This window comes from Leyella stercorea (genome assembly GCF_021531655.1).
Genome location: NZ_JADYUF010000028.1, coordinates 1 through 24,651, shown reverse-complemented (window position 1 = coordinate 24,651; position 24,651 = coordinate 1). Strand labels below are relative to the sequence as shown.

Below are 24,651 nucleotides of genomic sequence, written 5' to 3'. Positions count from 1 at the left end.
CGGATAAAGACAATGAATAAAGAATGGATTACAACCGCTGAACTCATAGCCTATCTTAAGGCTCATCCCGACGATGAGAAGGAATGCCGACTTTACTTGGGCCATCGTCTTGGCTCTACTCATTACTGGTATTGGGACGCTCAGAAACGAACGTTTATGCATACGCGCGACTGGCCCTTCTCGCCAATCATTGAAAGCGAAGTCAAAGAATGGTACGGCAACAGCAAATGGAAGATTGAGCAATGAACAAACGTCGTATCAAGGCATGATACGATCGTTTCAAGGCACAAATGACCGATTAGGGTTAAATGCACTATACAACGTTATTATTCTCGTTCGGTCCTCGTTCGGTTCTCGTTCGGTTCTCGTTCGGTCCTCGTTCGGTTCTCGTTCGGTTCTCGTTCGGTCTTCGTTCATCCTTCGTTCATCCTTCGTTCATCCTTCGTTCGGGATTCGTTCGGGATTCGTTCGGGATTCGAAGAACAATAACAGAATCAACGAAGAAGCAACGGAAATGTATCTGAGGCACAACGGAGGCATAACATAGGATGAACGAAGCCAAAACGATGCCTAAACGATGCCTAAACAGAAGGAGTCCTTTTGCCTTTCAAAACGATTCGTTTTGATCACCAAAAGGACTCCTTTTACAGTCCAAAACGACTCCTTTTAGACACCAAAAGGACTACATTCGGAATTAGGAGTTTTGAATTTTGAATTTTGAGTTATTCTCGGCTTCGCCTGCGATTAAGAATTGACGATTTTTGAATTCACAATTGAATAATTCACAATCGCCGTAGGCGACCAATTCAACATTCAAAACTCAAAAATCCTAATTCAAAATCGGCGACCAATTCAACATTCAAAACTCAAAAATCCTAATTCAAAATCGGCGACCAATTCAAAACTCAAAACTCACAACTCTGCTTCGCCAGAAGCTACTAATTCAACATTCTACATGTTTTTTTGCGGAAACAATACGCAATACTGGAATTTTTCAGTACTTTTGCTTTGGCTGTTACAGCAAAATATTGTTTAATAGAAATCATACTAATCCGTATATATGACAGGAAAAGACTTTGCATGCTCTTTGGCTACATGTATTGTGTCGCTGACTGCAAGCGCCTATGAAAGACCACAGGTTTGCACTCTCCATACCAACTGGACCTTCTGCCAGGTGGGCGATACGCTATGGAGCGACGCCAAGGTACCAGGCACCGTACATCAGGACCTGCTGAACCACAACAGAATACCTAATCCCTTTTACGGCATGAACGAGAAAGCCGTGCAATGGGTGGAAAACGAGGACTGGATGTATCGCACATCGTTTGTCGTAAACGAACAGCAGCTCAGTCGTGATGCTGCCGTACTGGAAATGGACGGACTCGACACGTATGCCGACGTATATCTGAACGGTGCATTGATATTGCACTCGGACAATATGTTTGTAGGACACAAGATACAGGTGAAACCCGTGCTACGCAAGGGTGTGAACCATCTGCTTGTACGATTCCGCTCGACGGTGAAGGAGGTGCTTCCGCAACTGGCTACCAACGGCTTCGAATATCCTGCCAGCAACGACCATTCGCCATGGCGCACCAGCGTCTACACACGCAAGGCTCCATACTCCTACGGATGGGATTGGGGCATACGATTGGCTACGTGCGGGATATGGCGCCCCGTGCGCCTTGTGTTTTCGGACGTGGCAAGGATTGAAGACTACTACGTATGCCAGAAGTCGGTGTCGGCTAACAGGGCTGAGGTGGACAACCGTCTGGAGATAAACAATGTCACTTCACGTACTGTAACGGCATTGCTCAAGGTGGACTATCACTACTCTGCCAACGACACTAAAGAAATAAGCAAGCGTATAGAACTGCGCCCTGGAGAGAATACGGTCAGCCTGCCTGCAAGTATTGACAATCCGCACCTATGGATGCCCAACGGATGGGGTGAGCCTTCGTTATACAGGTTTAAGGCATCGGTGACGGTAGACGGAGCAGAGATAGCCCGACAAGAACGAGAGGTAGGACTGCGCTCAGTCAATGTGGTTATGGACGACGACGAACACGGCAAGTCGTTCTACTTCGTAGTGAACGGTCGCCCGATGTTTGCCAAGGGTGCCAACTTCATACCCGACGACGCCCTGCTGCCCAACGTCACGCCCCAGCGCTACAAGCGTATTTTTGAAGACGTAAAGGCTGCCAACATGAACATGCTGCGCGTGTGGGGAGGCGGCATCTACGAAGACGACGACTTTTACAGCGAAGCCGACCGCAACGGCATATTGATATGGCAGGACTTCATGTTCGCCTGCAGTACTTATCCACACGACCCGCTGTTCGTCAAACGCGTGGAGACTGAGGCAGAATATAACATAAAGCGTCTGCGCGGACATGCGTCGCTCGCCATGTGGTGTGGCAACAACGAGATATACGAGGGTATGCGCTACTGGGGATGGAAGAGAAAATACACAGCCGAGACATTTGCCGAAATGGAACGCGGATACGACGTATTGTTCCGTCAGTTGCTGCCGAAGATGGTAGAGCGTCTGGACAGCACCCGCTTCTATATGCACAGTTCGCCATACGAAGCCAATTGGGGCAGACCCGAAAGCTGGAAGATTGCCGACAGCCACAACTGGGGCACATGGCACGGACGCAAACCGTTTGAGAGTTTCGACTCCAGCATACCACGCTTTATGAGCGAATACGGATTTCAGGCTTTCCCCGAAATGAAGACAATACGGATGTTTGCCGAAGAGAAAGACTTTGAACTGGAATCGCCTGTGATGAATGCGCATCAGAAGGCCACGATAGGCAATGCGCTCATCAAGCAGACCATGGGGCTGTACTATAAGGTGCCTGCAAGGTTTGAAGACCTTGTGTACATGGGACTGGTGCTACAGGGACAGGGCATGCGACACGGCATTGAGGCCCATCGCCGCAATAGGCCCTACTGCATGGGCAGCCTCTTCTGGCAGCTTAACGACAGCTGGCCAGTGGTGTCGTGGTCGGCCATAGACTACTACGGCAACTGGAAGGCCCTTATGTATCAGTCGCAGAGGGCCTTTGCCCCTATCCTTATCAATGCCATAAGGGAGGACAACGACCTGTGCGTTTATCTGATTTCGGACGAACTGCACGACCGCGATGATGTAAGTATGACTGTAGAACTGATGGATTTCGACGGAAAGACACACGGCAGATGGACCTGCAACGGCAGGCTAACAGCCAACTCTTCCCTGCTCTTCATGAAGAAGCCTGTCGGCGAGTGGCTTGGCAAGCAGGATGCTACAAGCTCATTACTGCACCTAACGCTGAAGGCTAAGAACGGAGCGACGCTGGCCGACAATGTATATTATTTTGCTTATCCGAAAGAACAGAAGCTGCCCGAGGCCCATATAGAGACAAGCTTGAGAAGACGGGGCGACAGCGTAGAAATGACATTGAAGACCGACAGACTGGCACGCGACATATTCATAGAGGTGCCAGTACAAGGCGTGCGCTTCACAGACAACTTCTTCGACCTTCTGCCCGGACAACGTAAGACGATTGTCATAACCTCGACTGAAGGACTTTCGCTGAAGGACTTCACATTCAGACTGCACCAATTGGGCGGTGTAAGATAAAAAGGCGGCTTGCAGGCTTACTCCACTTCTACTACTGTCAGCACGCCATCTGCCACCTTGAACCGCACGTCGCGACCGGCATACGACATGCCGTAGATCTTATTGGGGTCGTTGTGATAATGCGGACGAGGGTCGAGCGATAGTACTCCGCGCAAGGCTTCAAGCTGGGCAGACGTAAAACGCGTAGCTAACGGCTGCGGTATGACGACCTGAAGGCGTTGCAAGGCGTGGGTGTCGACGAAGCCACTACGTGCATCAGGATGGGAGTCGGCATAGACCACGTAGGGCTTGATGTCGTAGATGGGGGTGCCATCCATGAGGTCGGCACCAAGAACGTGTATAAGCGGACCGTTGGAGGCATTGTATTCGACGTGCGAAAGACGCACCGACGAGAGTCCTATACGGTTGGGACGGAACGGCGAGCGTGTGGCAAACACTCCCATACGGGTATTGCCGCCAAGCAGCGGCGGACGCACTACGGGGCTGACGGCAGCATGGCTGTTGGCAGAAAACTCCCACACAAGCCACAGATAGTCGAAAGCCTCTATGCCTCGCAAGGCATCGGCATTGCGATACTGGGGCACAAACTCGATTGTGCCCTCCAGATTCTCTACCAGTCCGCTCTGCTTAGGAACGCCAAACTTCGTGGCAAACGGTGAGTGGAAATAAGCTATAGGTTCGATTTGCATGATTTGAATTTTGAGTTTTGAATTTTGAGTTTTGAGTTATTCTCGGCTTTGCCTGCGATTAAGAATTAACGATTTTTGAATTCACAATTGAATAATTCAAAATCACCGCAGGCGACCAATTCAAAACTCAAAACTCAAAATTCAACATTCGCGATTTCGTGCTATATTCCGTAGCTGAATCCGAGCGACACGTACTCTTTAAACTGGAAGAAGCCGTATTTGTCGTCGCGCTTCACACCGTCGTCGAAGCGCGGATAGAGGAAGAGGTTGCTCGAGATGTACTTGTTGACAACGAAGGTGAAGGTGTTCTCCCACTCCATCTGCATACGGTGGTAGGTGGTATAGCCATAGAGACGCGTCTTCCAGCGTACGTCCTTAGACATCTGCCATACAAGGTCGACTGTCACCTCCGAACCGAAGTCGTTCTTCGCATGACGACCTTCGTCGATGCCGAAGCGTGTGGCGAGTTCCTTGTCGCGCACATAAGTGAGATTGTAGGCTACGGGAGCAAGATGGATAGAACCCGTCATGCGACCCTTAAACCAGTTGACCTTGTAGTCCATACCGAGCGAGGGATTGACGTAGAGCGGCGAGAGGAAGCGCGAATACATCCTGGGGTCGTTGCTGCGCAATCCACGCATAAACTGGGTACTGGCTATGAGCTGGAATGTGTAATACCAATGCTTGGAGGCTTGCAGTCCGAGCTTGCTGGTGTAGCGTATAAGGTCTTCGGAGGCACGCACCGTGTGGAGGGTGTCACCACGAGAGTTTTGCAGTCCGAGACGCATCTCGAGCTTGTTGTTCCACTGGAATCGCTGCTTGTTGTTGTAATTGGCCTGTAGAGTCACGGCAGCTATCATAGAGTAATTGCTCTCGCCACCCTTATACCAGTTGTCGGACACATAGTTCTGGAAGAGCTGCAGGCTGTAGTCGCCGCTGAACTTCCAGAAGTTGGGCTTCTCGACGTATATCTGCACGGGCGACACCACATCGTCATCGTCTACCTTAGGCGATACAAGGTCGACTATGTCGGTTTCGGGCTTGACGGGAGTGGCAGATGGCTCGATGATAGGGCCTACACGGTCGAGCTGGCTCTGCGTGCTGACCACAAGGTCGGGACGATGCAGATAAACATCAAGCAGACTGCGGTCGAGCTCGGGAATGTTACCATCAAGCTTGAAGGCATTGCCGGCTATGCCGTGATAGAAAGTGAGGGGAACGAAGAGGCGGTAATAGCGGCCATCGGGTGCCGAAAGACTGTCGCGACGCATGGCGAAAAGCGAGTCGACACGCATGCGGCCCACCTGCAAAGAGTCGACATACGAACGTACAATGAACGGCACCGTGTCGGCATCATGCACCTTGGCATGACGCGAACGCACCTGTGCATCGGCATGACCCACAAAAAACAACATTGCCACTATGGCGATATGTAAGATTTTCATATGCATAAAAATAAATTAAATGCTGATAAATAATGGTGCAAAGGTAAGAATAAAAAATAAAAATTTTGTAGGTTTCGCATAATTATATTAACTTTGCACCTTGTATTTTTGTACGTATTAGAATATTTAATTCTTTATAATTTATATCACCGTGGCTGAAACAAAGTACATATTTGTAACAGGCGGCGTTGTGTCTTCACTTGGTAAAGGCATCATTTCGTCGTCAATCGGTAAACTCTTGCAGGCAAGAGGTTACAACATCACTATCCAAAAATTTGACCCGTACATCAACATCGACCCTGGAACACTCAACCCTTACGAGCATGGCGAATGCTATGTGACGGTTGACGGAATGGAAACCGACCTCGACTTAGGCCACTACGAGAGATTCACCGGAATCCAAACCACCAAAGCCAATTCGCTGACAACTGGCCGCATATACAAGGCCGTTATCGACAAGGAACGCCGTGGCGACTATCTGGGCAAGACCATTCAGGTGGTGCCGCACATAACCGACGAGATTAAGCGCAACGTGAAGCTGCTCGGCAAGAAGTATGGCTACGACTTCGTGATAACCGAGATTGGCGGAACTATCGGCGACATCGAGAGCGCTCCATACATGGAGGCCATACGACAGCTCAAGTGGGAACTGGGCAAGCGCGCCATTAACATCCACCTGACATACGTGCCATATCTGAAGGCAGCCGGCGAATTGAAGACCAAGCCTACTCAGCACTCCGTGAAGGAACTGCAGAGTGTGGGTATTCAGCCAGACGTTTTGATACTACGCACCGAGAAACACTTGGATGAGGGGATAATGAAAAAGGTGGCAGGATTCTGCAATGTCGACCTCGACTGTGTGATACAGAGCGAAGACCTGCCCAGTATATACGAAGTGCCCATAAACATGCAGAACCAGGGGCTGGACACAGCCATTCTGCGCAAGATGGGCGAACCTATCGGAGAGAAACCGTCGCTCGGTCCGTGGCGCTCGTTCCTCGAACGTCGCAGCAAGGCTACCGAGACGGTGAACATCGGACTCGTGGGCAAATACGACTTGCAGGACGCTTACAAGTCGATACGCGAAAGCCTCTCGCACGCCGGTACGTACAACGACCGCAAGGTGAACATCACATTCATCAACTCGGAATATCTGACCGAGGAGAATGTGGCTGAGAAGATAGAAGGCCAGGACGGCATACTGATTTGTCCGGGATTCGGACAGCGTGGCATCGAGGGCAAGATTGTAGCTGCCCACTACTGCCGCACGCACAACATCCCGACTTTCGGCATCTGTCTGGGCATGCAGATGATGGTGATAGAGTTTGCCCGCAACGTGCTGGGCTATGCCGACGCCAACAGCCGCGAGATGGACGAGAAGACTCCGCACAACGTCATCGACATCATGGAGGAGCAGAAGAACATCACGAATATGGGCGGAACAATGCGTCTGGGTGCATACGAGTGCACACTGAAGCAGGGCTCGCGCGTGTTCAATATATATAATAAGGAGCACATACAGGAGCGCCACCGCCACCGCTACGAGTTCAACAACGACTTCCAGAAGGAGTTTGAGCGTGCCGGTATGCAATGCGTGGGACGCAACCCCGAAAGCGACCTCGTGGAGATTGTGGAGATTCCGGGCATGAAGTGGTACATCGGTACACAGTTCCATCCCGAATATCAAAGCACCGTGCTGCACCCCCACCCCCTGTTTGTCGACTTCATAAAGACAGCAGCAGCGCAACGCAGCGGAGCTGCGAATTAGAAATTAGGAATTTTGAGTTTTGAATTTTGAATTGGTCGCCTACGGCGATGTTGAATTATTCAATTGTGAATTCAAAATTCGTTAATTCTTAATCGCAGGCGTAGCCGAGAATAATTCAAAATTCAAAATTCAAAACTCAAAATTCAAAATTCGCATCGTCGCCCCTTGCGGGGGCAATAAAGCTATAAAGAAACAGAAAGAAAAAATAACAATAATAAAAATAGAAATTAAACAAATACTAATTAACAACTAAAAAAAGTGGACAAAAACAACATCATCGGTTTTGTGCTTATAGCCGCCGTACTGATTGGATTTGGCATCTGGAGCCAGCCTTCTGCCGAGCAGATTGCTGCACAACAGAAGCAGGACTCAATCGAGAACGTGGCACGGGCAAAGGCCGAAAATGCTGCAAAAATGGCAGCACAGCAGAAGACTGCTCAGGCTAAGGCAGCTGTCGAAGCCGACACTACTGCTCTGTTTTACGCTGCTCTGCAGGGCAACGCTACAGACGTTGTACTGAAGAACAAGAACGTGGAACTGACCGTCAACACCAAGGGCGGCGTAGTGTCGAAGGCTGTTATCAAGAACTTTGAGGACCGTAACGGCAACAAGGACGTCACTCTCTTCGACAGCAAGACTCAGAGCCTCAACTTCGCTCTGGCTGCCAAGGAGGTGAACATCAATACTGCCGACCTCTACTTCACACCGTCAAACCAGACCGACTCTACTGTGACTATGACTGCAACGGCTGGTGTCGGCAAGTCGCTCGTAATCGACTATGTGCTGGGCAAGGACTATATGCTGCACACTAAGGTGCAGGCCATAGGACTGGCTGGCGCTTTCGCTCCGTCGACTACACAGATGGACGTGCAGTGGAAGGACATGGCGCGTCAGCAGGAGCGCGGATTCACATTCGAGAACCGCTATTCTACTCTGACCTATCATAAGGCCGACGGTGGCACCGACTACCTGTCGGAAAGCAAGAAGGTGGAGAACGAGACCATCGAGAAGAAGATTGACTGGGTGGCTTTCAAGAACCAGTTCTTCTCGGCTGTGATGATTGCCAAGAACGACTTCGCCGAAAACTCGCAGATGACGAGCATCCCGCAGGAGAAGGGCTCGGGCTATCTGAAGCAGTATGAGGCTAAGATGAAGACCTTCTTCGACCCAAGCGGTAAGACACCGTCGGAGTTTGACTTCTACTATGGTCCGAACGACTTCCGTCTGCTGAAGCGTGTTGAAAAGGAATGTACATTCGACAAGGATCTCGACATGCAGCGCCTCGTATACCTCGGCTGGCCGCTCTTCCGCATCATCAACCGATGGTTTACAATCTATGTGTTCGACTTCCTCACCGGACTGAACATCAACATGGGTATCGTGCTGATACTTATCACTCTGCTGCTGAAGCTCATCACCTATCCTATGGTGAAGAAGAGCTATATGTCGTCGGCAAAGATGCGTGTGCTGAAGCCGAAATTGGAAGAGGCTACAAAGCACCTCAACAAGCCTGAGGACCAGATGCAGAAGCAGCAAGCCATGATGACCGAATATGCCAAGTATGGCGTAAGCCCGCTGTCGGGATGTCTGCCTATGCTCATACAGATGCCTATCTGGATTGCGATGTTCAACTTCGTGCCTAACGCCATTCAGCTGCGTGGCGAAAGCTTCCTCTGGATTAGCGACCTCTCGACATACGACCCCATCATCGAGTGGAACACCAATCTGTGGCTCATCGGCGACCACCTCTCGCTGACATGTATTCTCTTCTGCGTAGCCAACATCCTGTACTCGCTGATGACTATGCGCCAGCAGCGCGACCAGATGGTAGGACAGCAGGCCGAACAGATGAAGATGATGCAGTGGATGATGTTCCTCATGCCGCTGATGTTCTTCTTCATGTTCAACGACTACTCTGCCGGATTGAACTTCTACTACTTCATCTCGCTGTTCTTCAGCGCTGCCATTATGTGGACTCTGCGCAAGACTACAAACGACGAGAAGCTGCTCGCCATTCTCGAGAAGAAGTATGAGGAGAACAAGAACAATCCTAAGAAGATGAGCGGACTGGCTGCACGCCTCCAGGCTATGCAGGAGCAGCAGCAGGAAATGCAGCGCAAGCGCGAAGAACTGGAACGCAAGCGCAAGGGACTTTAAAAGAAATAGACAGTTGAGAGCTACATTAATTGAGAGTTGAGAGTTTAAAAACAACTCTCAACTTTATTTTTAAATATCTTACCCTAAACATACCTATAATGAACAAAGCTTTATCAATCGCTGCCGCTGCCCTTATAGGTTGCGCCAGCATCAATGCCGAAGCACAAACTATGATTGGAAAAACTACCAATGTTGCTGCTATCAGCAAGGGCGACCGTATGACACCCGAAACACTATGGGCAATGGGACGCGTAGGCGGAGCTGCAGCTTCGCCCGACGGCAAGACCGTAGTTTATCAGGTGGGCTACTACAGCGTTAAGCAGAACAAGAGCCACCAGATGCTCTATACCGTAAGCGCCGACGGAAAGCTACAGCGCACCCTTACCACTACCGCTGCCAGCGAGACTGACGCAGCATGGATAGAGGGCGGCAAACGCATCGCTTTCCTAACAAAGGGACAGCTGTGGTCGATGAACGCCGACGGCACCGACCGCCGACAGCTCACCAAGAGCGACATCGACATTGAAGGATTCAAGTTCTCGCCCGACGGGAAGAAGGTGATTCTAATCAAGTCGCTGCCTTATCACGAAAGCATACAGAAGAATCCCGATGACCTGCCACTGGCTACCGGTCGACGCATTACCGACCTCAACTACCGCCACTGGGACCACTACGTGGAAAGCGTAGCTCATCCGTTTGTGGCTGACGTAACTGAGAATGGTGTAGATGATGGCAAGGACATCATCGAGGGCGAGCCTTTCGAGTGCCCTATGGCACCCTTCGGCGGTGTGGAGCAGTTGGCTTGGAGTCCCGACTCGAAGACCATTGCCTATACATGCCGCAAGAAGACTGGTGTAAACTACGCCATCTCTACCGACTCTGACATCTATCTGTATGACGTGGCTTCAGGTTCGACCAAGAACCTCTGCAAGCCTGAGGGATATAAAGACCCCGAAATCAACGCCACCAAGACCATGAAGACCCAGGCCGTAAACCATCAGCAGGGCGACCTGAACATGGGATATGACACTAATCCGCAGTTCTCGCCCGACGGCAAGTACGTGGCTTGGCAGTCGATGAAGAACAACGGATATGAGAGCGACCGCAACCGTCTCTGCGTGTACAATCTCGCTACCGGCGAAAAGAAGTATGTGGCTGAGAAGTTCGACTCGAACGTTGACGCATTCTGCTGGAATGCCGACTCTAAGACTCTCTACTTCATCGGATGCTGGCACGCATGCATCAACATGTATCAGACCAACCTCAATGGCGACGTGCGTGCACTCACCGACGACTGGATGGACTTCGGATCAATACAGATGCTCGGCAACACCGGCAAGATTCTGGCTTCACGCCACAGCATCTCGCAGGCCGACGAGCTGTACGTCATCACTCCGGGCAAGGACGTGAAGAAGACCAAGGTGCAGCAGATTACAAACGAGAACAAGGCTTTCTACGACCAGCTCGAAATGGGTAAGGTGCAGGAGCGCTGGGTGAAGACCACCGACGGCAAGCAGATGCAGGTATGGGTGATTCTGCCTCCACACTTCGACCCCAACAAGAAGTACCCCACGCTGCTCTTCTGCGAGGGTGGACCACAGAGCCCCGTAAGCCAGTTCTGGAGCTATCGCTGGAACTTCCAGATTATGGCTGCCAACGACTACATAGTCATCGCCCCCAACCGTCGCGGACTGCCGGGCTACGGCCATGAGTGGAACGAGGCTGTATCGGGCGACTGGACCGGACAGTGCATGGACGACTATCTGTCAGCTATCGACGACGCTGCCAACAACCTGCCTTACGTAGACAAGGACCGTCTGGGATGTGTAGGCGCAAGCTTCGGCGGATTCTCGGTTTACTATCTTGCCGGTCACCACAACAAGCGCTTCAAGGCTTTCATCTCGCACGACGGTGCCTTCAACCTTGAGTCGATGTACACCGACACCGAGGAGGCATGGTTCTCTAACTGGGAGTATGAAGACGCTTACTGGAACAAGGACATGACCGACCGTGCACGCCGCACCTACGAGAACTCGCCGCACAAGTTTGTAGACAAGTGGGACACACCTATACTCTGCATCCACGGCGAGAAGGACTACCGCATCAATGCCAACCAGGGCTTCGGCGCATTCAACGCGGCACGTATGCGCGGCATACCCGCCGAGCTGCTCATCTTCCCCGACGAGAACCACTGGGTACTCAAACCGCAGAACGGTGTGCTCTGGCAGCGCACATTCTTCGGATGGCTCGACAAGTGGCTTAAGTGAATTAGGAATTTTGAGTTTTGAATTTTGAATTATCGGCAAAGCCGATTAGGAATTGTTCAGTTTTGAATTGAAAATTACTTATAGGAAAACAAAGAATCAACAACTCAAAAATCAAAATTGAACAATTCAAAATCGCCGCAGGCGACAATTCAAAACTCAAAACTCAAAACTCAAAATTCCAAATTGAACAACTCAAAATCGCCGCAGGCGACAATTCAAAACTCAAAATTCAAAACTCAAAACTCAAAATTGCGCACCGCGCAACAATTCAAAACTCAAAACTCAAAACTCAAAATTCCAAATTGAACAATTCAAAATCGCCGCAGGCGACAATTCAAAACTCAAAACTCAAAACTCAAAACTCAAAACTCAAAATTGCGCACCGCGCAACAATTCAAAACTCAAAATTCAAAACTCAAAATTTAAAATATGGTTCAACAAGTAAAACAATTATTGAACGATAAGGCTTGGGCACGTTGGACAGCCCTTGTGCTTGTCGCTTCCATGATGTTCTTCGGCTACATGTTTGTCGATGTAATGTCACCAATCCAGGCCCTTATGGAAAGCCAGAAGGGATGGGGTCCGGACACATTCGGTACCTATGCAGCATCTGAGTACATCGTCAACGTGCTCGGCTTCCTCATCATTGCAGGTGTTATCCTCGACAAGATGGGCGTTCGCTTCACTGGCGTTCTGTCAGCCTCAATGATGTTCATCGGTGCGCTTATCAAGCTTATCGGTATCAGTGACTGGTTCGCTCAGACAGCCTTTGCCGACTGGCTCAACTCATGGTGGGTGACTCTGCCTGCAAGTGCCAAGATGGCTTGCTTCGGCTTCATGCTCTTCGGCTGTGGCTGCGAGATGGCAGGTACTACCGTGTCTAAGGCCATAGCAAAGTGGTTTAAGGGTAAGGAGATGGCGCTTGCTATGGGACTGGAGATGGCTATCGCACGTGTAGGCGTGTTCGCTATCTTCTCTATCTCGCCAATCATCGCCAACCACTTCGGCACAGTAGTGGCCCCTGTAGCATTCTGCACAGTATTGCTGCTCATCGGCCTTATCACCTTCATCGTGTTCACCTTCATGGACAAGACGCTCGACAAGCAGTTGGGCACAACCGAAGAGGCAGGCGACCCCGAGGAGGAGTTCAAGTTCAGCGACCTCGGCAAGATTTTCTCTTCGCAGGTGTTCTGGATTGTAGCTCTGCTCTGCGTGCTCTACTATTCGGCCATCTTCCCGTTCCAGCGCTACGGTGCCAACATGCTGCAGTGCAACCTCGACGGTATCTCGCCTGAGGATGCTGCCAACATCTTCCGTTGGTTCCCTATTGGTGCTGCCGTAATCACTCCGTTCCTCGGCAACTTCCTCGACCGCAAGGGTAAGGGCGCCACAATGCTTATGGGCGGCGCATTGCTCCTCATCTGCTGCCATCTCGTGTTCGCCTTCGTATTGCCGGCAACAAAGAGTCCGCTCATCGCCTACTCTACCATCGTATTGCTCGGCATCTCGTTCGCCCTCGTGCCGGCAGCCCTGTGGCCAAGCGTTCCGAAGATTATCGACGAGAAGATACTCGGTTCGGCTTACTGCCTCATCTTCTGGGTACAGAACATCGGCCTCTGCTTCGTACCGAAGCTCATCGGCAACCTCCTCGCTTCCACCAACGCCGACAATCCAGCCGTTATAGCAGCCAAGGAAGCCGGTGCCGACTTCATCCCCTACGACTACACCGTGCCATTGATAGTATTCGCAAGCTTCGGCGTTCTCGCCCTGCTCTTCGCCATCTATCTCAAGGCTCTCGACAAGAAGCGTGGCTTCGGTCTGGAAGAGCCCAACATCAAGGGATAAACAGCGTAAGAAGAGTTATAGCGAAACTCACATAAACAGAAAAAGGGAATGTAAAAAGTGCAAAACTTTTACATTCCCTTTTTTATTATTGTAGCATAAAATGATTTAGCGTGTGAATTCTTTTATCTTGTCCTCTGCAAGTCCCGTCACTTGCACAATTTGTACAATGGGAAGATTTAAGGAAAGCATACTCTTGGCTATTTCTATGTTGCGTTGGGCAATTCCTTCCTGACGACCTTCCTTCAGTCCTTCAGCTCGTCCTTCCTCGCGTCCTTCTACATATCCGTCGTCATGGCTTGTATCAAGCACGCTGCGTTGATAGCGCAATGCTTCCATATGGCGGATGTATGCGCTACGCTCCGAAGCGCCTAGCGAGTCGATACGCAGACATTCACGCGCCTCGCTCAGTCCGGGTGCCGTTGACTCACGGGCTATCTTGCCCGTCTTAAGAAATTCCATCCACTCATCGAGCGGTGTGGTTGCCACCTTATCAAAATCGTTGACGCGCAACACATAATACTCAGGGAAGAGGTCGCCAGCTTCCTTGCGTTGCAGGATGTCTTTACTTGCAAGTCCGAAGAAGCGCCCGTTCTGACGTACCGATAGCTTTAGTATATCGTTTTCGTCATGCAATCCCTTGAAGAGGGTCTTGCCATGATAAACATAGTCGTTGCCCAATTCGATATAATCGGTTATCACCTTCGACACTCCATACAGCATACGGTGGAAATACGTCAGCTCACGGTTGTTCTGAATCTCAACGATGGCAAGCTCGCCCTCTTCGCTCTCGGCAAGTATGTCCACACGATTGAACTGTCGAGTTCGCTCTCCTGATTCGACCCGCTCTCCAAGAACCTTAGTATAGTATACTTGCGTCCAAGCAGCGAGGCCATCAGTCCTTCAAGCACGGCATGGTTGGCCTTGTTGCGAAGCAGGCGCTTCATAGCCCAATCAAATCGTATGTATATTCCCATAACTTTATAGGCGTTGATTTGTTAATTATCAGTTGAACGCTACAAATATAGAGATTTTTAATCGGAATGGCAAATATTATTGAGAAAAGGCGAAGCCATAGCCGACGCTGAATACAGCATCGCCATGACCTCGCTCATAACTGACTTGTTTGTTAAAACTAACTACTTACAAAATCATCCTCTTACTCTAATGTCAGCACGTGGCTTGTTCCATCCTGGGCTGTGAATACATTCAATCCAACCTTCATAAGATAGTCGCCACTATACTGCTTGCCGTCGCACTCAAGCTCCGAAGTCTTGCCTGGCATAAGGTTAGTTTCCTTGACGGTGTATGTTTTGCTTGCATCGAGTCCCTGAAGCTTGACGTTAAGCTGTGGTTCCTTGTAGCGTGGGTGCAGGTCGTAGGCAAAGAGTACGGCACGCTGCTTGTCCTTACTTACATAGTTGATGGCGCAGTGGCTGCCCTCGTATGGAGAAACCAAACGATATTGGTCGCCTTCAAGAATCATCGGCTTCATTTCATTATAGTTCTTTACAGCCTGCTGCACAAATTTGTAGTCGTCCTTAGAGAGCGACTTGAGGTCGATGTCGAAACCAAGCTTGCATGAGCTGCAAACGTCAGTGCGGAACTTCACGGAAGTGTTCTTGTTCCAGTTGGTAACATGCGAACCCATAGTCTTAGCCGGGAAGAACTTAGACAAGCTCCACTGTATGTAGATACGCTCGTAGGGGTCGGTGTCGTCCGAACACCAGAACTCGGTGAAGTACTTCAGCAACTCGTAGTCCATTCTGCCGCCACCACCAGAGCAAAGCATCATCGGGAGCTTAGGATACTTGTTGTGGATGCGTGTGAGCACATTGTATATGCCACGTACGTGGTCGATGTAGAAGTTGCCCTGATTCTGCTTGTGATAGGGCGAGTATATATTGGTAATAACGCTGTTGCAGTCCCACTTGAAGTAAGCCACATCGGGATTCTCGGTCATAATGCGGTCAACAATGCCAAACACATAGTCCTGAACCTTAGGATTAGAGATGTCGAGCACCAGTTGGTTGCGGTAATAATATGTCTCGCGCTGTGGCTGCATAATCACCCAATCAGGATGCTTCTCGAAGAGTTCGCTCTTTGGATTAACCATCTCCGGCTCAATCCATATACCAAACTTCACTCCTGCCTTCTTAGCATCTCTTACCAATCCTGGTATTCCCTCTGGCAGCTTGCTCTTAGTGGCTTCCCAATCGCCAAGACCGGCATGGTCGTCCTTACGAGGATACTTATTGGCAAACCATCCGTCGTCGAGCAAGAACATATCTACACCCAGGTCTTTGGCATCCTTCATCAGTTCGGCAAGACTCTGCTGGTTGAAATCGAAACCAGTGTTCTCCCAGTTGTTAAGAAGAGTGAGGCGGTCGTCCATACCCATATTCACCTGATACTGACGAGCCCAGTCGTGCAGATTGCGCGAAGCCTCACCCATACCGTTGTCGCTCATAGCGAAGATAAACTCAGGTGTTGCGAACACCTCGCCAGCCTTCAGCTTATAGTCGGAAGCATAAGGATTGATGGCAGGAATAACACGCAGAGCGCCCACGTTATCCACCTCGAAAGTGAAGCGGAAGTTGCCAGGCCATCCTATTGTACCGAGCATCACCTTGCCCTCGTTCTCCTTGGCAGGCTCGTCAAAACCAAGTTCGAAGAAAGGCTCTGCCTGCATTGCAGCACGTGTGCCAAGTTTAGTGTCGATAATCTTCTTGCCTGTGCTCAGCTGTGTGGTCTCGGGCTGTCCCTCCTTAGCCCAGTCACTGTGGTAATTGGTGAGGTAATATTTTGAAGATTTGAAATAGAGCATGGTAGAACTATAACGCCAAAGAGTGATAGGTGCCTTCTCATTATGTGAAATCTCGCTCCAAGCCTTGATGACGTTCTCCTTGGCATAAGCCACATAATGCAGCTTCACTGTCAATGGATAAACCTTGTCCTTAAGCGTTATTATGGTCTCGGTGCCACCCTTTACAGCCTTCTGCTCAGACGACTGATAATACAGGTATGTTGTCATATTGCCATCGGCATGAGTCACTGCCACAGCAGGCTCAAAGAAATCTTCGGCACCAGAAGTGGCATACACCTCATGTCCACGCTGGCAAACAGCTCCATCGGATGCTGCATATACGTCCCACTTCAGGTTGTCGTAATCAGCAGGATTCAGAAACTTGTCGCCAAGATAGACCTGATATAGGCGGCCCTTAGGCGATACTTTCATCACGAGGTCGGTCTTGTCGGTAGACACTCGGATTACTTTCTGGGCAAATGTCATAACAGAAGTCATGCACATCGCTGCAATCAAAATAATAGACTTTTTCATTGTCGAATGGTTTTTATTATTAAATTCTATATTTTCTTTAACTTCTCACTTAGAACTTTATGCCAGCACTGAACTCCACAGTGAACGGACGCATATAGCTGCCGCTCATATACTTGCCTGCATACTTGCCTGCCTCTTCCTTAGTGATAAGCTCCGAACCGCTGATTGTACCCTTGGCTCCCTTCTCGTTGAAGATGTTCACCACGCTCACACCGAGACTGAGCTTCTTGTTTACATTCCAGTTTACGCCTCCGAATGTCTCCCAGTGGCCATTGAAGTAGAGAGCCTCCTGAAGATTGGCGTATGTCTTGCCGAAGTAGCGGAAGCTGAGCCATGCATTGAGATTCTTGGTGATGTCGTACTTGGGGTCAAGCTCGATAAGCACCTGCGGAATCTCCTTGACAATCATATTGTTGGCATTGACACCCATCGACTGGCCGTCGCTGAACGTTACGCTTGCGTTATAGTTCTTGTACACCGGCTTCTGATAGGTGAAGAGGGCGTGCATGTGAAAATTCTTGAATGGATTGATCTCGGCAGAAGTAGTCCAACCCAGGGTCTGGATGTTGTAGATAAGCAATACAGTCTTGCCTTCAGACGTACCGGGCTTGGTGAGGTTCTGCTGATCGATATTGTTCGACTTTGAGATGTATGTCACCATTGATGAGAGGTCGAGCCAGTTGTTTCGGTAGAAGATACCGCCACGAATCAATGGAATTGTAACTCGCTTGTACTGCTCCTCAGTAGGACCTGTTCCGGCATACTCGCTGATGCGTGGAAAACGAGTGGCTACGGTAGCATCGGCAGTAAGACCAAACTGCTTGGTGAGATTGTACGTCATCTGTAATGTTGCAGCATAGTTGAGCTTATTCTTTGTGACATTGGCTGGCACTATATTATGCTCAGCAGCAACAATCGAGCCATCCTCTGCTCTTGAGTAGGTGTTGTAGTTGCCAAGGTGGAAACCACTGAAACGAGAAGTGGCTATCTGATCGGCAGACATACGATAGTATTCCAGACGACCGCCATAGAACACCTTGAACTTTGGCGACACGCGCCACTCGTCGGTAAAGTATACAGCAAGCTTATTCTCCGAACCCTTGGTATATTCAGGACTAAGCTCATTGTAACCGAATGTTTCCGAACGACGGGCAGTCTGTGTAGGGTCAAGCGGATTGACATACATCTGGCTCAATGTCTGGGGATAAGCCTCAACGGTACCCGCCCACTGGAACGACGACGAATAGTAGTTGAGATTATAATACCACTCGTTCAAACCGATCATAAGCTTGTGATTGTTGAGCTGCTTGCTCATCTCAGTTGTCAATAGAGCGTTGCTCACCTTGCCAAAGTGCAGCCATGTGCGGCGACCCTCAATTAGTCCGCTATAGGCTGAACCGTCAGAAAGCTGATAGCCGTCAGCAGCACTAACCTCAGAGATTGTACTGCCTCCATAATCAACATAGTTGGCACGAGGAGCATTCATATATTTGGCGTTAAGCTTCCACAACCAACCATTGTCAAACTGATACTGGCTGATAAGAGCCACCTCATTGGCACGATTGTCGTTGCCATCGGTCATATTCCACGTCTCCATCTTGCCGGTCTTGGTGTTCAGATACTTGAATGAGCCTTGACGCTGAACGTATGAGTCCATGCCAGGATCAAAACCTGCAAGCTTCTTTATGCTGCCATCGCCGACATAGATAAACGGTGCCGCATTGGCAAAGTTGCCGGGATTCTTGCTGTTGGAATACTTATATAATAAGGAGATGCGTCCCTTGCCATCACCAAGGATACGTGTCAAACCTAAGTGATAAATCTGTGTGCGGTCGGCATAATCGGTAAAACGCAGCTTGAAGCTACCCGGATCGAAGTTCTGATACATACCTGCGGTATACAACCATTTGTCGCCAATACCACCAGAGAGATTAAGGTCGAAGTTCTGCATGCCGAAATGATTGGCTTTGTAGTTGAGCTTGCCGCTGAATTTCTTCTCGCCCAACTCACTGAATGCCGATACAGCATAAGCAATGTTGCCCGTCTTGATAGCACTCTCAGATGGAGTCATCAGATCAGTACCCTTGAGCGATGCATCACTGCGCCAATGGGCAGAGAGCTTATGCACCGACGAAGAATATACAGCAGGTAGTCCGTTCTCGTATACGGTGACATCCTCACTCGGTAATCCTATCTGAATTTCGCGAGGCTTATTGGCATCAGCAGCATTGAGCATTACATTGCGCTCCTCCTTCTTAGTCTGCTCCGAATCATTTGTTGTTTTGTTATCGGTATGCGTTTGTGCATACATACCCGTAGAGGCAGAAGCCAAAAGGGCAAATGAAAATGTTTTGAGTTTTAGGTTCATATTCGTGATGTTTTGATTACGGTTGCAAAGTTACTCGCTATATTGGCTGTATGTATGGATGCGTAAACTCAAAGTAAATGACTATTAAGACTTATAAAATCATAAAGCATTAATTATCAATATATTTAAGAGATTATACTTTTTTATCAAAGTAGACAGTTTTATCTCGATAATAATAGCTAAATTTGCACTATAAATCCTTAAACCTTTCGTTATGCGCCTGTTTTTATATATAATTCTCGCCCTCCTTCCATTGCATGTAATGGCAAAATCGACATTGGCAACAGCTAATGCCGACAAAGAACAGCAACTGCTGAAACTTCTCGATAGTTATATCGACAAGCGCAATACATACTCTGAAATAAAGGAAGAAAAAATAAAAAAACTAAAACTGAGATTACGGACAGCCGACAATAACTCTTCTCGGCTCAACCTTCTGAATACGATATACCACGAATACTATACTTACAGCTATGATTCGGCGATGGTATACGCCAATCGCGGACTTGCACTTGCACAAAGCGTAAACAATGCCTATTACACAACACTCAACCGTATAAACCGCGCTGCCGTACTGTCTACCGGCGGATTCTATAGCCAGGCAGAAACTCTGATAAATGAAATTGGAGAGAATAATGTACCTCATCAACTCAAACAATACTATTATTATACTACAACATGGCTGTACAGCTACTGGGAAGCATTCTGCGACAAGTCTGAGTTTAAAGACTATTACCGCCAAAAGAAACTGCAAATTCTACGGCTAACGGTCAATACCACACACAGCAACTACGTTGGACTGTATGCCTATCTTAGTGGTGAGCTCGCTTATCTCGAAAACCCATTAGGCAAGAACGTGCTGCGCCATTACACTATAGCCATCAACAATAGCCCGGTAAACAGCCGCGTACATGCATCTGCCGCTTACTGCATAGCACGCTACTACCGTGAAATAGGCAATATGCAGCTTTACGAGAAATACATTGTAGAAGCTGCCATATCGGATATTGTGTGCCCACTGAAGGAAAACCTCGCATTGCAAGAGCTATCTACTTATCTGTATAAGAAAGACACTAAATATGCCGACCGTGCAGCACGCTATATTTATTGCTCAATGGAAGACGCAAAGTTTTACAACAATCGCTTACGTATGCTTGAGATTTCAAACATTCTGCCCATCATCGCCACTGCCAACCAAGAGGCACTGGCTCATAAGGAGCGCATTGTGCGTGGGGTGCTTGCCGTGGTAAGTTTCCTATCGCTCGTGTTGTTTGCTATGGCAATATTCGGCTACAAGCAGAACAAATGGCTTGTTACAAGCCGACGCGAGGTGAAGAGCCAGAACCGTCAACTCACCGAACTGAACGAAAAACTGATAGCCACAAACCACCGACGCGAGACTTATATGCGACTGTTTATGGACATCAGTGCCGTGTATATACGCAAAATCATTGAATATCGCAAACTCGTAAGCCGTAAGATAAAGGCTAATCAGGCTGCCGATTTGTTGAAGACTATCAACAGCTACAAACTTGCCGAGGAGGAAGCCACTACCTTCTATACACGTTTCGACCGAGCATTTATCGAACTATATCCTGGCTTTGTTGATGAACTGAACAGTCTGCTTCTGCCAGAATCAAAAATAGCGCAGCCATCTCCGAACAGTCTCACCACCGAAGTCCGTATCTATGCGCTTATGCGACTTGGAGTGACCGACAGTCAGGAGATAGCCACGCTACTGTTTTACTCTACCCAAACCATCTACAACTACAAGTCGTCGATGCGTGCCCGTGCCATCAACCGCGACACTTTTGACGATGACATCAACCGACTGTGTCATGTAGGGTAAGCTGTTCAAATATTCGTCTTAATCCATTTCGCCACCTCTTGCAGCACTTCCGGTGCAATGGTTTCTTCTATTTGTTGGTATTCTGTAACAATGCCAGTATTGCAATGTTGGAACAGATGGTTGACACCGTCTATTTTCTTTATAGAGTGCTTGCAGTCGGCAAGTCCCTTTTCTATTCTTGTTGTATTGGCATCACAATCCACCTGTGTGTCTTTGTTGCCGTTGAGAGCCAATACCGGGCACTTTATTTCAGGCAGCAGCTTGCCTACGTCTACAGTCAGGAAATGGCGTATGTACGGTGTGTCAGCTTGCTGCAACGCTTTAATGGTGACAGGTTTGAGAGCTACAGGCACATCATCGATGTTTATTTCGCTTGCTTTCTTGCCACTGGCAATCTCGTCGAGCGCCTTGCTGATGCTATTGCAGTAGGAGTCGACCGTTTCCTTTGGCAGTCCTATGGCCGACATGGCTTGACGGTTCTGCATGATGAGCGTCTCCTTGCCCGATATGGCCATTCCTGCAAGCGACACAATGAAGTCGGCTTTGCCTTCTGCGGCAAGCATCATGGCAATGGTGCCGCCCTCGCTATGGCCGAGTATGCCCACTTTGTTGAAACGCTTGCGCAGTAATGGTATTGCAGCAGCTGCGTCCTGACGGAAATCGTCAGTAGTGAAATCAGCGAAGTTGACGCTCTTGTCGCCCCATCCGCGGTCGTCATAACGCAATGAGGCGATGCCTTGACGAGCCAGGGCATCGGCTATCACGGCAAATGGCTTATGGCTGAACAGTTCTTCGTCGCGATTCTGTTGTCCGCTACCAGTCACCATAAGCACCACAGGAGTGTTCTTCGAGTAGTTCTCCGGTAATGTTAGTGTTCCGTTAAATGTATATTGTGCATTCGTGAAGCTCACAGGCTCTTCCTTGTATGGGAATGGCGGAACGGGCGTTTGTGGACGTTTCACCACCAGCTTACCAGGTTTTAGTGTCAGCGGCAATGGGAAACCATTCTGTACGTACGTTCCCTTTATCTCTCCGTCTGTCATCTTTCCTTCGAAGGTAGCTCCTATCATCCCCACTTTCACGCTTATCGTGCCGTCGTCCTTCACGGTCTTCTCAGCCTGAATACCGTTCACTCCTTGTGATGGTGAGTCGATGGTGCATCCGTTAGTAGAGAAATTAAATACCAAGGGCACTTTGTTTCCCATAACGTTAAGTTCGCCATTCCATGTGCCTTCCTGGGCATTGGCAGCGAATGCCATCATTGCGAAAACAACGGATGTCAATGTTCTTAATGCTTTCATATTTTGGTGTTTTATGGTTTTATATGTTGCAAATGTAAATAAAATAATCAGAACATATAAAAAATTGCGGTTAATATCTAATAAATCGAAACTAATATCTAACAACATACGTTAAAATCAATATTCCACAAACAGTTTTTGTTTGTATCCGCAACCAACGAATAGGCATTTAAAGTATCTTTGCCAATAGAAAATCTAAAACATTAGATAAGCCCATAAACCCCACAATAAACTACAGAAAAAAAATGAAAGATTTCAATACATTGACACGTGCCGAGATGCAGATAATGAACATTCTGTGGGACAAGGGTTGCGGTATGACTACGCACGAGATAATCGACGCTTACCCCGAGCCACATCCTGCCTACTCCACTATCGCCACGTTTATGAAGATACTCACCCACAAGCAGTACGTCAGCTCTTACAAGCGCGACGGCGGCGGTAAGACATACGTATTTTCGCCACTCATAACAAGAGCCGAATACACACGCCATGCCATGAAGGAAGTAAAGAAATCGTTCTTTGGCGGCAGTCTTCACTCGCTCATTTCGTTCTTTGTGAAAGAAGAAAACATCTCGGACGAGGAACTGGAGGAGATACTAAGTCTGATAGACAAAGGTACGGAGAAAAGAGATAATTCAAAAACAGAATAACTATGATACTACCTTATATTATTAAATCAGCCATGGCATTGGCTCTGCTATATGCTTGCATTATACCATTGCTTGAAAAGGAGACATTCCATCGGCTCAACCGAATATTAATACTTGGATGTCTGATTATGTCGTTTGCTATTCCATTGGTTCACTTCACCGGTGGCACAAATCCGACAGTAGACATGGTTCGGCAGGCGGTGCAGTTGCCTGAAGTACTGATAGACGGCGATGCAAAAGAACAGTCAGTATGGAGTTGGGCTGACATTATGACCTGTATATATATAATAGGTGTAGTGGCTATATTCACGATGACAGTGGTTCAGACCGTGCGTCTGACAAGACAGCTGCGCCAGTGCGAGCATATCACCGACAACAGAGGCAACACCGTTGTTCTCACCGATTGTGCAACGAGTCCGTTCTGTCTATTCCACTACATCGTGATGAGCCGTGACGACTACGCCAACAACCGCAGCTACATACTGACGCATGAGCAGGAACATATACGCTTAGGGCACAGCATTGACCTCGTCGTTCTTCAGGCAGCCACTATCATACAGTGGTTCAATCCGTTCGTGTGGCTGATAGGCAAGAATCTGAAAGCCATACACGAGTTTGAGGTGGATGAGGCGGTATTAAACAAAGGCATTGATGCAACACAATATCAGAAATTTCTTGTAATAAAGGCGGTCGGCAATCGTCTGCAGCCATTTGCCAACAACCTTAACAAAGAATCACTAAAACGAAGAATCATTATGATGAACCAGAAGAAATCAAACAGATGGATGATGCTTAAGGCATTGTTCGTTATCCCAGTGGCAACACTGGCAGTGAGTGTATTTGCCAACGGTACAGACGTGAGCAATATGGCAAAAGAAACCACCCCCACAGCAGCCGCCCTATCAACAACCAATATGCAGACACAAAAGTCTGACAAAAAAATCTTTAGAGTTGTTGAGGAGATGCCAAAATTCAAAGGTGGGGATGCTAAACTGATGGAATTGCTTATGATGAATATGAAATATCCAGAGTCTGCAATCAAAGCCAAACAGCAAGGCAGGGCTATCGTAGGATTTGTTGTCAGAAAAGACGGAACAGTTAGCGACGTCTACATTGAAAAGTCAACCGGATATGATGTGCTTGACAACGAGGCTATGCGTGTGGTTAAGTCTATGCCTGCGTGGGAACCTGGCAAACAAAAAGGCAAGCCTGTAAATGTGAAGTACTTTGTGCCGATAACCTTCAGTCAGAAGTAGTTGAGAAAAGAGGGTGTGTCAAAAGTCACAGCAGTACGCCCCGAAGGGGCAGAAGCTCATAGCCCAGGGCAACACCCTGGGTAAAAGT

Annotated in this window: 14 protein-coding genes and 1 pseudogene; 9 read left to right on the top strand and 6 right to left on the bottom strand. The window is 48.7% G+C overall.

What is annotated here, in order from left to right; all coding sequences use genetic code 11:
• Window positions 1-12: 12 nt before the first annotated feature.
• Window positions 13-246 carry a hypothetical protein gene (locus I6E49_RS09210; protein WP_235401902.1) on the top strand — a complete coding sequence of 78 codons (234 nt, stop codon included), beginning with the start codon at window positions 13-15 and terminating at the stop codon, window positions 244-246.
• Window positions 247-1,060: 814 nt separating this feature from the next.
• Entirely contained in the window at window positions 1,061-3,628 is a 2,568-nt protein-coding gene (locus I6E49_RS09205; RefSeq protein WP_235401901.1) for a beta-mannosidase, read from the top strand.
• Between the two features lie 17 nt (window positions 3,629-3,645).
• Here the strand turns inward: I6E49_RS09205 and tsaA are convergent, their stop codons facing one another.
• Complete coding sequence (tsaA, locus tag I6E49_RS09200; protein ID WP_235401900.1) at window positions 3,646-4,317, bottom strand: tRNA (N6-threonylcarbamoyladenosine(37)-N6)-methyltransferase TrmO; 672 nt, start codon at window positions 4,315-4,317, stop codon at window positions 3,646-3,648.
• A gap of 161 nt (window positions 4,318-4,478) precedes the next feature.
• Window positions 4,479-5,762, bottom strand: coding sequence for a DUF3078 domain-containing protein (locus I6E49_RS09195; protein WP_235401899.1), 1,284 nt, complete (start codon window positions 5,760-5,762; stop codon window positions 4,479-4,481).
• A gap of 151 nt (window positions 5,763-5,913) precedes the next feature.
• On the opposite strand from I6E49_RS09195, the gene I6E49_RS09190 reads away from it, so the two are divergent.
• The 4 genes from I6E49_RS09190 to I6E49_RS09175 all read left to right on the top strand — a co-directional run bounded on the left by I6E49_RS09190 (window position 5,914) and on the right by I6E49_RS09175 (window position 13,799).
• Window positions 5,914-7,530 carry a CTP synthase gene (locus I6E49_RS09190; RefSeq protein ID WP_235401898.1) on the top strand — a complete coding sequence of 539 codons (1,617 nt, stop codon included), beginning with the start codon at window positions 5,914-5,916 and terminating at the stop codon, window positions 7,528-7,530.
• 258 nt (window positions 7,531-7,788) lie between these two features.
• The gene (gene yidC, locus I6E49_RS09185) at window positions 7,789-9,687 is read left to right on the top strand and encodes a membrane protein insertase YidC (RefSeq protein WP_235401897.1); all 1,899 of its coding nucleotides are present in this window, start codon (window positions 7,789-7,791) and stop codon (window positions 9,685-9,687) included.
• A gap of 98 nt (window positions 9,688-9,785) precedes the next feature.
• Window positions 9,786-11,954 (top strand): S9 family peptidase, encoded by a 2,169-nt coding sequence (locus I6E49_RS09180; protein WP_235401896.1) that lies wholly within the window; start codon window positions 9,786-9,788, stop codon window positions 11,952-11,954.
• 429 nt (window positions 11,955-12,383) lie between these two features.
• The gene (locus I6E49_RS09175) at window positions 12,384-13,799 is read left to right on the top strand and encodes an MFS transporter (RefSeq protein ID WP_235401894.1); all 1,416 of its coding nucleotides are present in this window, start codon (window positions 12,384-12,386) and stop codon (window positions 13,797-13,799) included.
• Between the two features lie 105 nt (window positions 13,800-13,904).
• Here I6E49_RS09175 and I6E49_RS09170 read toward each other — a convergent pair.
• From I6E49_RS09170 to I6E49_RS09160, 3 genes and pseudogenes are all read right to left on the bottom strand, one after another.
• Window positions 13,905-14,773, bottom strand: a pseudogene (locus I6E49_RS09170) (PD-(D/E)XK nuclease family transposase).
• A gap of 182 nt (window positions 14,774-14,955) precedes the next feature.
• Window positions 14,956-17,136, bottom strand: a complete 2,181-nt coding sequence (locus I6E49_RS09165; RefSeq protein ID WP_235401892.1) for an alpha-galactosidase — start codon at window positions 17,134-17,136, stop codon at window positions 14,956-14,958.
• 49 nt (window positions 17,137-17,185) lie between these two features.
• Complete coding sequence (locus tag I6E49_RS09160; protein WP_414602727.1) at window positions 17,186-19,504, bottom strand: TonB-dependent receptor; 2,319 nt, start codon at window positions 19,502-19,504, stop codon at window positions 17,186-17,188.
• 262 nt (window positions 19,505-19,766) lie between these two features.
• Here I6E49_RS09160 and I6E49_RS09155 point away from each other — a divergent pair, with 262 nt between their 5' ends.
• On the top strand, window positions 19,767-21,353 hold the full coding sequence (locus I6E49_RS09155; RefSeq protein WP_235401890.1) for a DUF6377 domain-containing protein: 1,587 nt from the start codon (window positions 19,767-19,769) through the stop codon (window positions 21,351-21,353).
• A 5-nt stretch (window positions 21,354-21,358) separates the two neighbouring features.
• On the opposite strand, the gene I6E49_RS09150 is transcribed toward I6E49_RS09155, so the two are convergent.
• The gene (locus I6E49_RS09150) at window positions 21,359-22,654 is read right to left on the bottom strand and encodes an alpha/beta hydrolase (RefSeq protein ID WP_235401889.1); all 1,296 of its coding nucleotides are present in this window, start codon (window positions 22,652-22,654) and stop codon (window positions 21,359-21,361) included.
• A 245-nt stretch (window positions 22,655-22,899) separates the two neighbouring features.
• On the opposite strand from I6E49_RS09150, the gene I6E49_RS09145 reads away from it, so the two are divergent.
• Window positions 22,900-23,307 (top strand): BlaI/MecI/CopY family transcriptional regulator, encoded by a 408-nt coding sequence (locus I6E49_RS09145; RefSeq protein ID WP_235401888.1) that lies wholly within the window; start codon window positions 22,900-22,902, stop codon window positions 23,305-23,307.
• Window positions 23,308-23,309: 2 nt separating this feature from the next.
• Entirely contained in the window at window positions 23,310-24,563 is a 1,254-nt protein-coding gene (locus tag I6E49_RS09140; RefSeq protein WP_235401887.1) for a M56 family metallopeptidase, read from the top strand.
• Window positions 24,564-24,651: the final 88 nt, after the last annotated feature.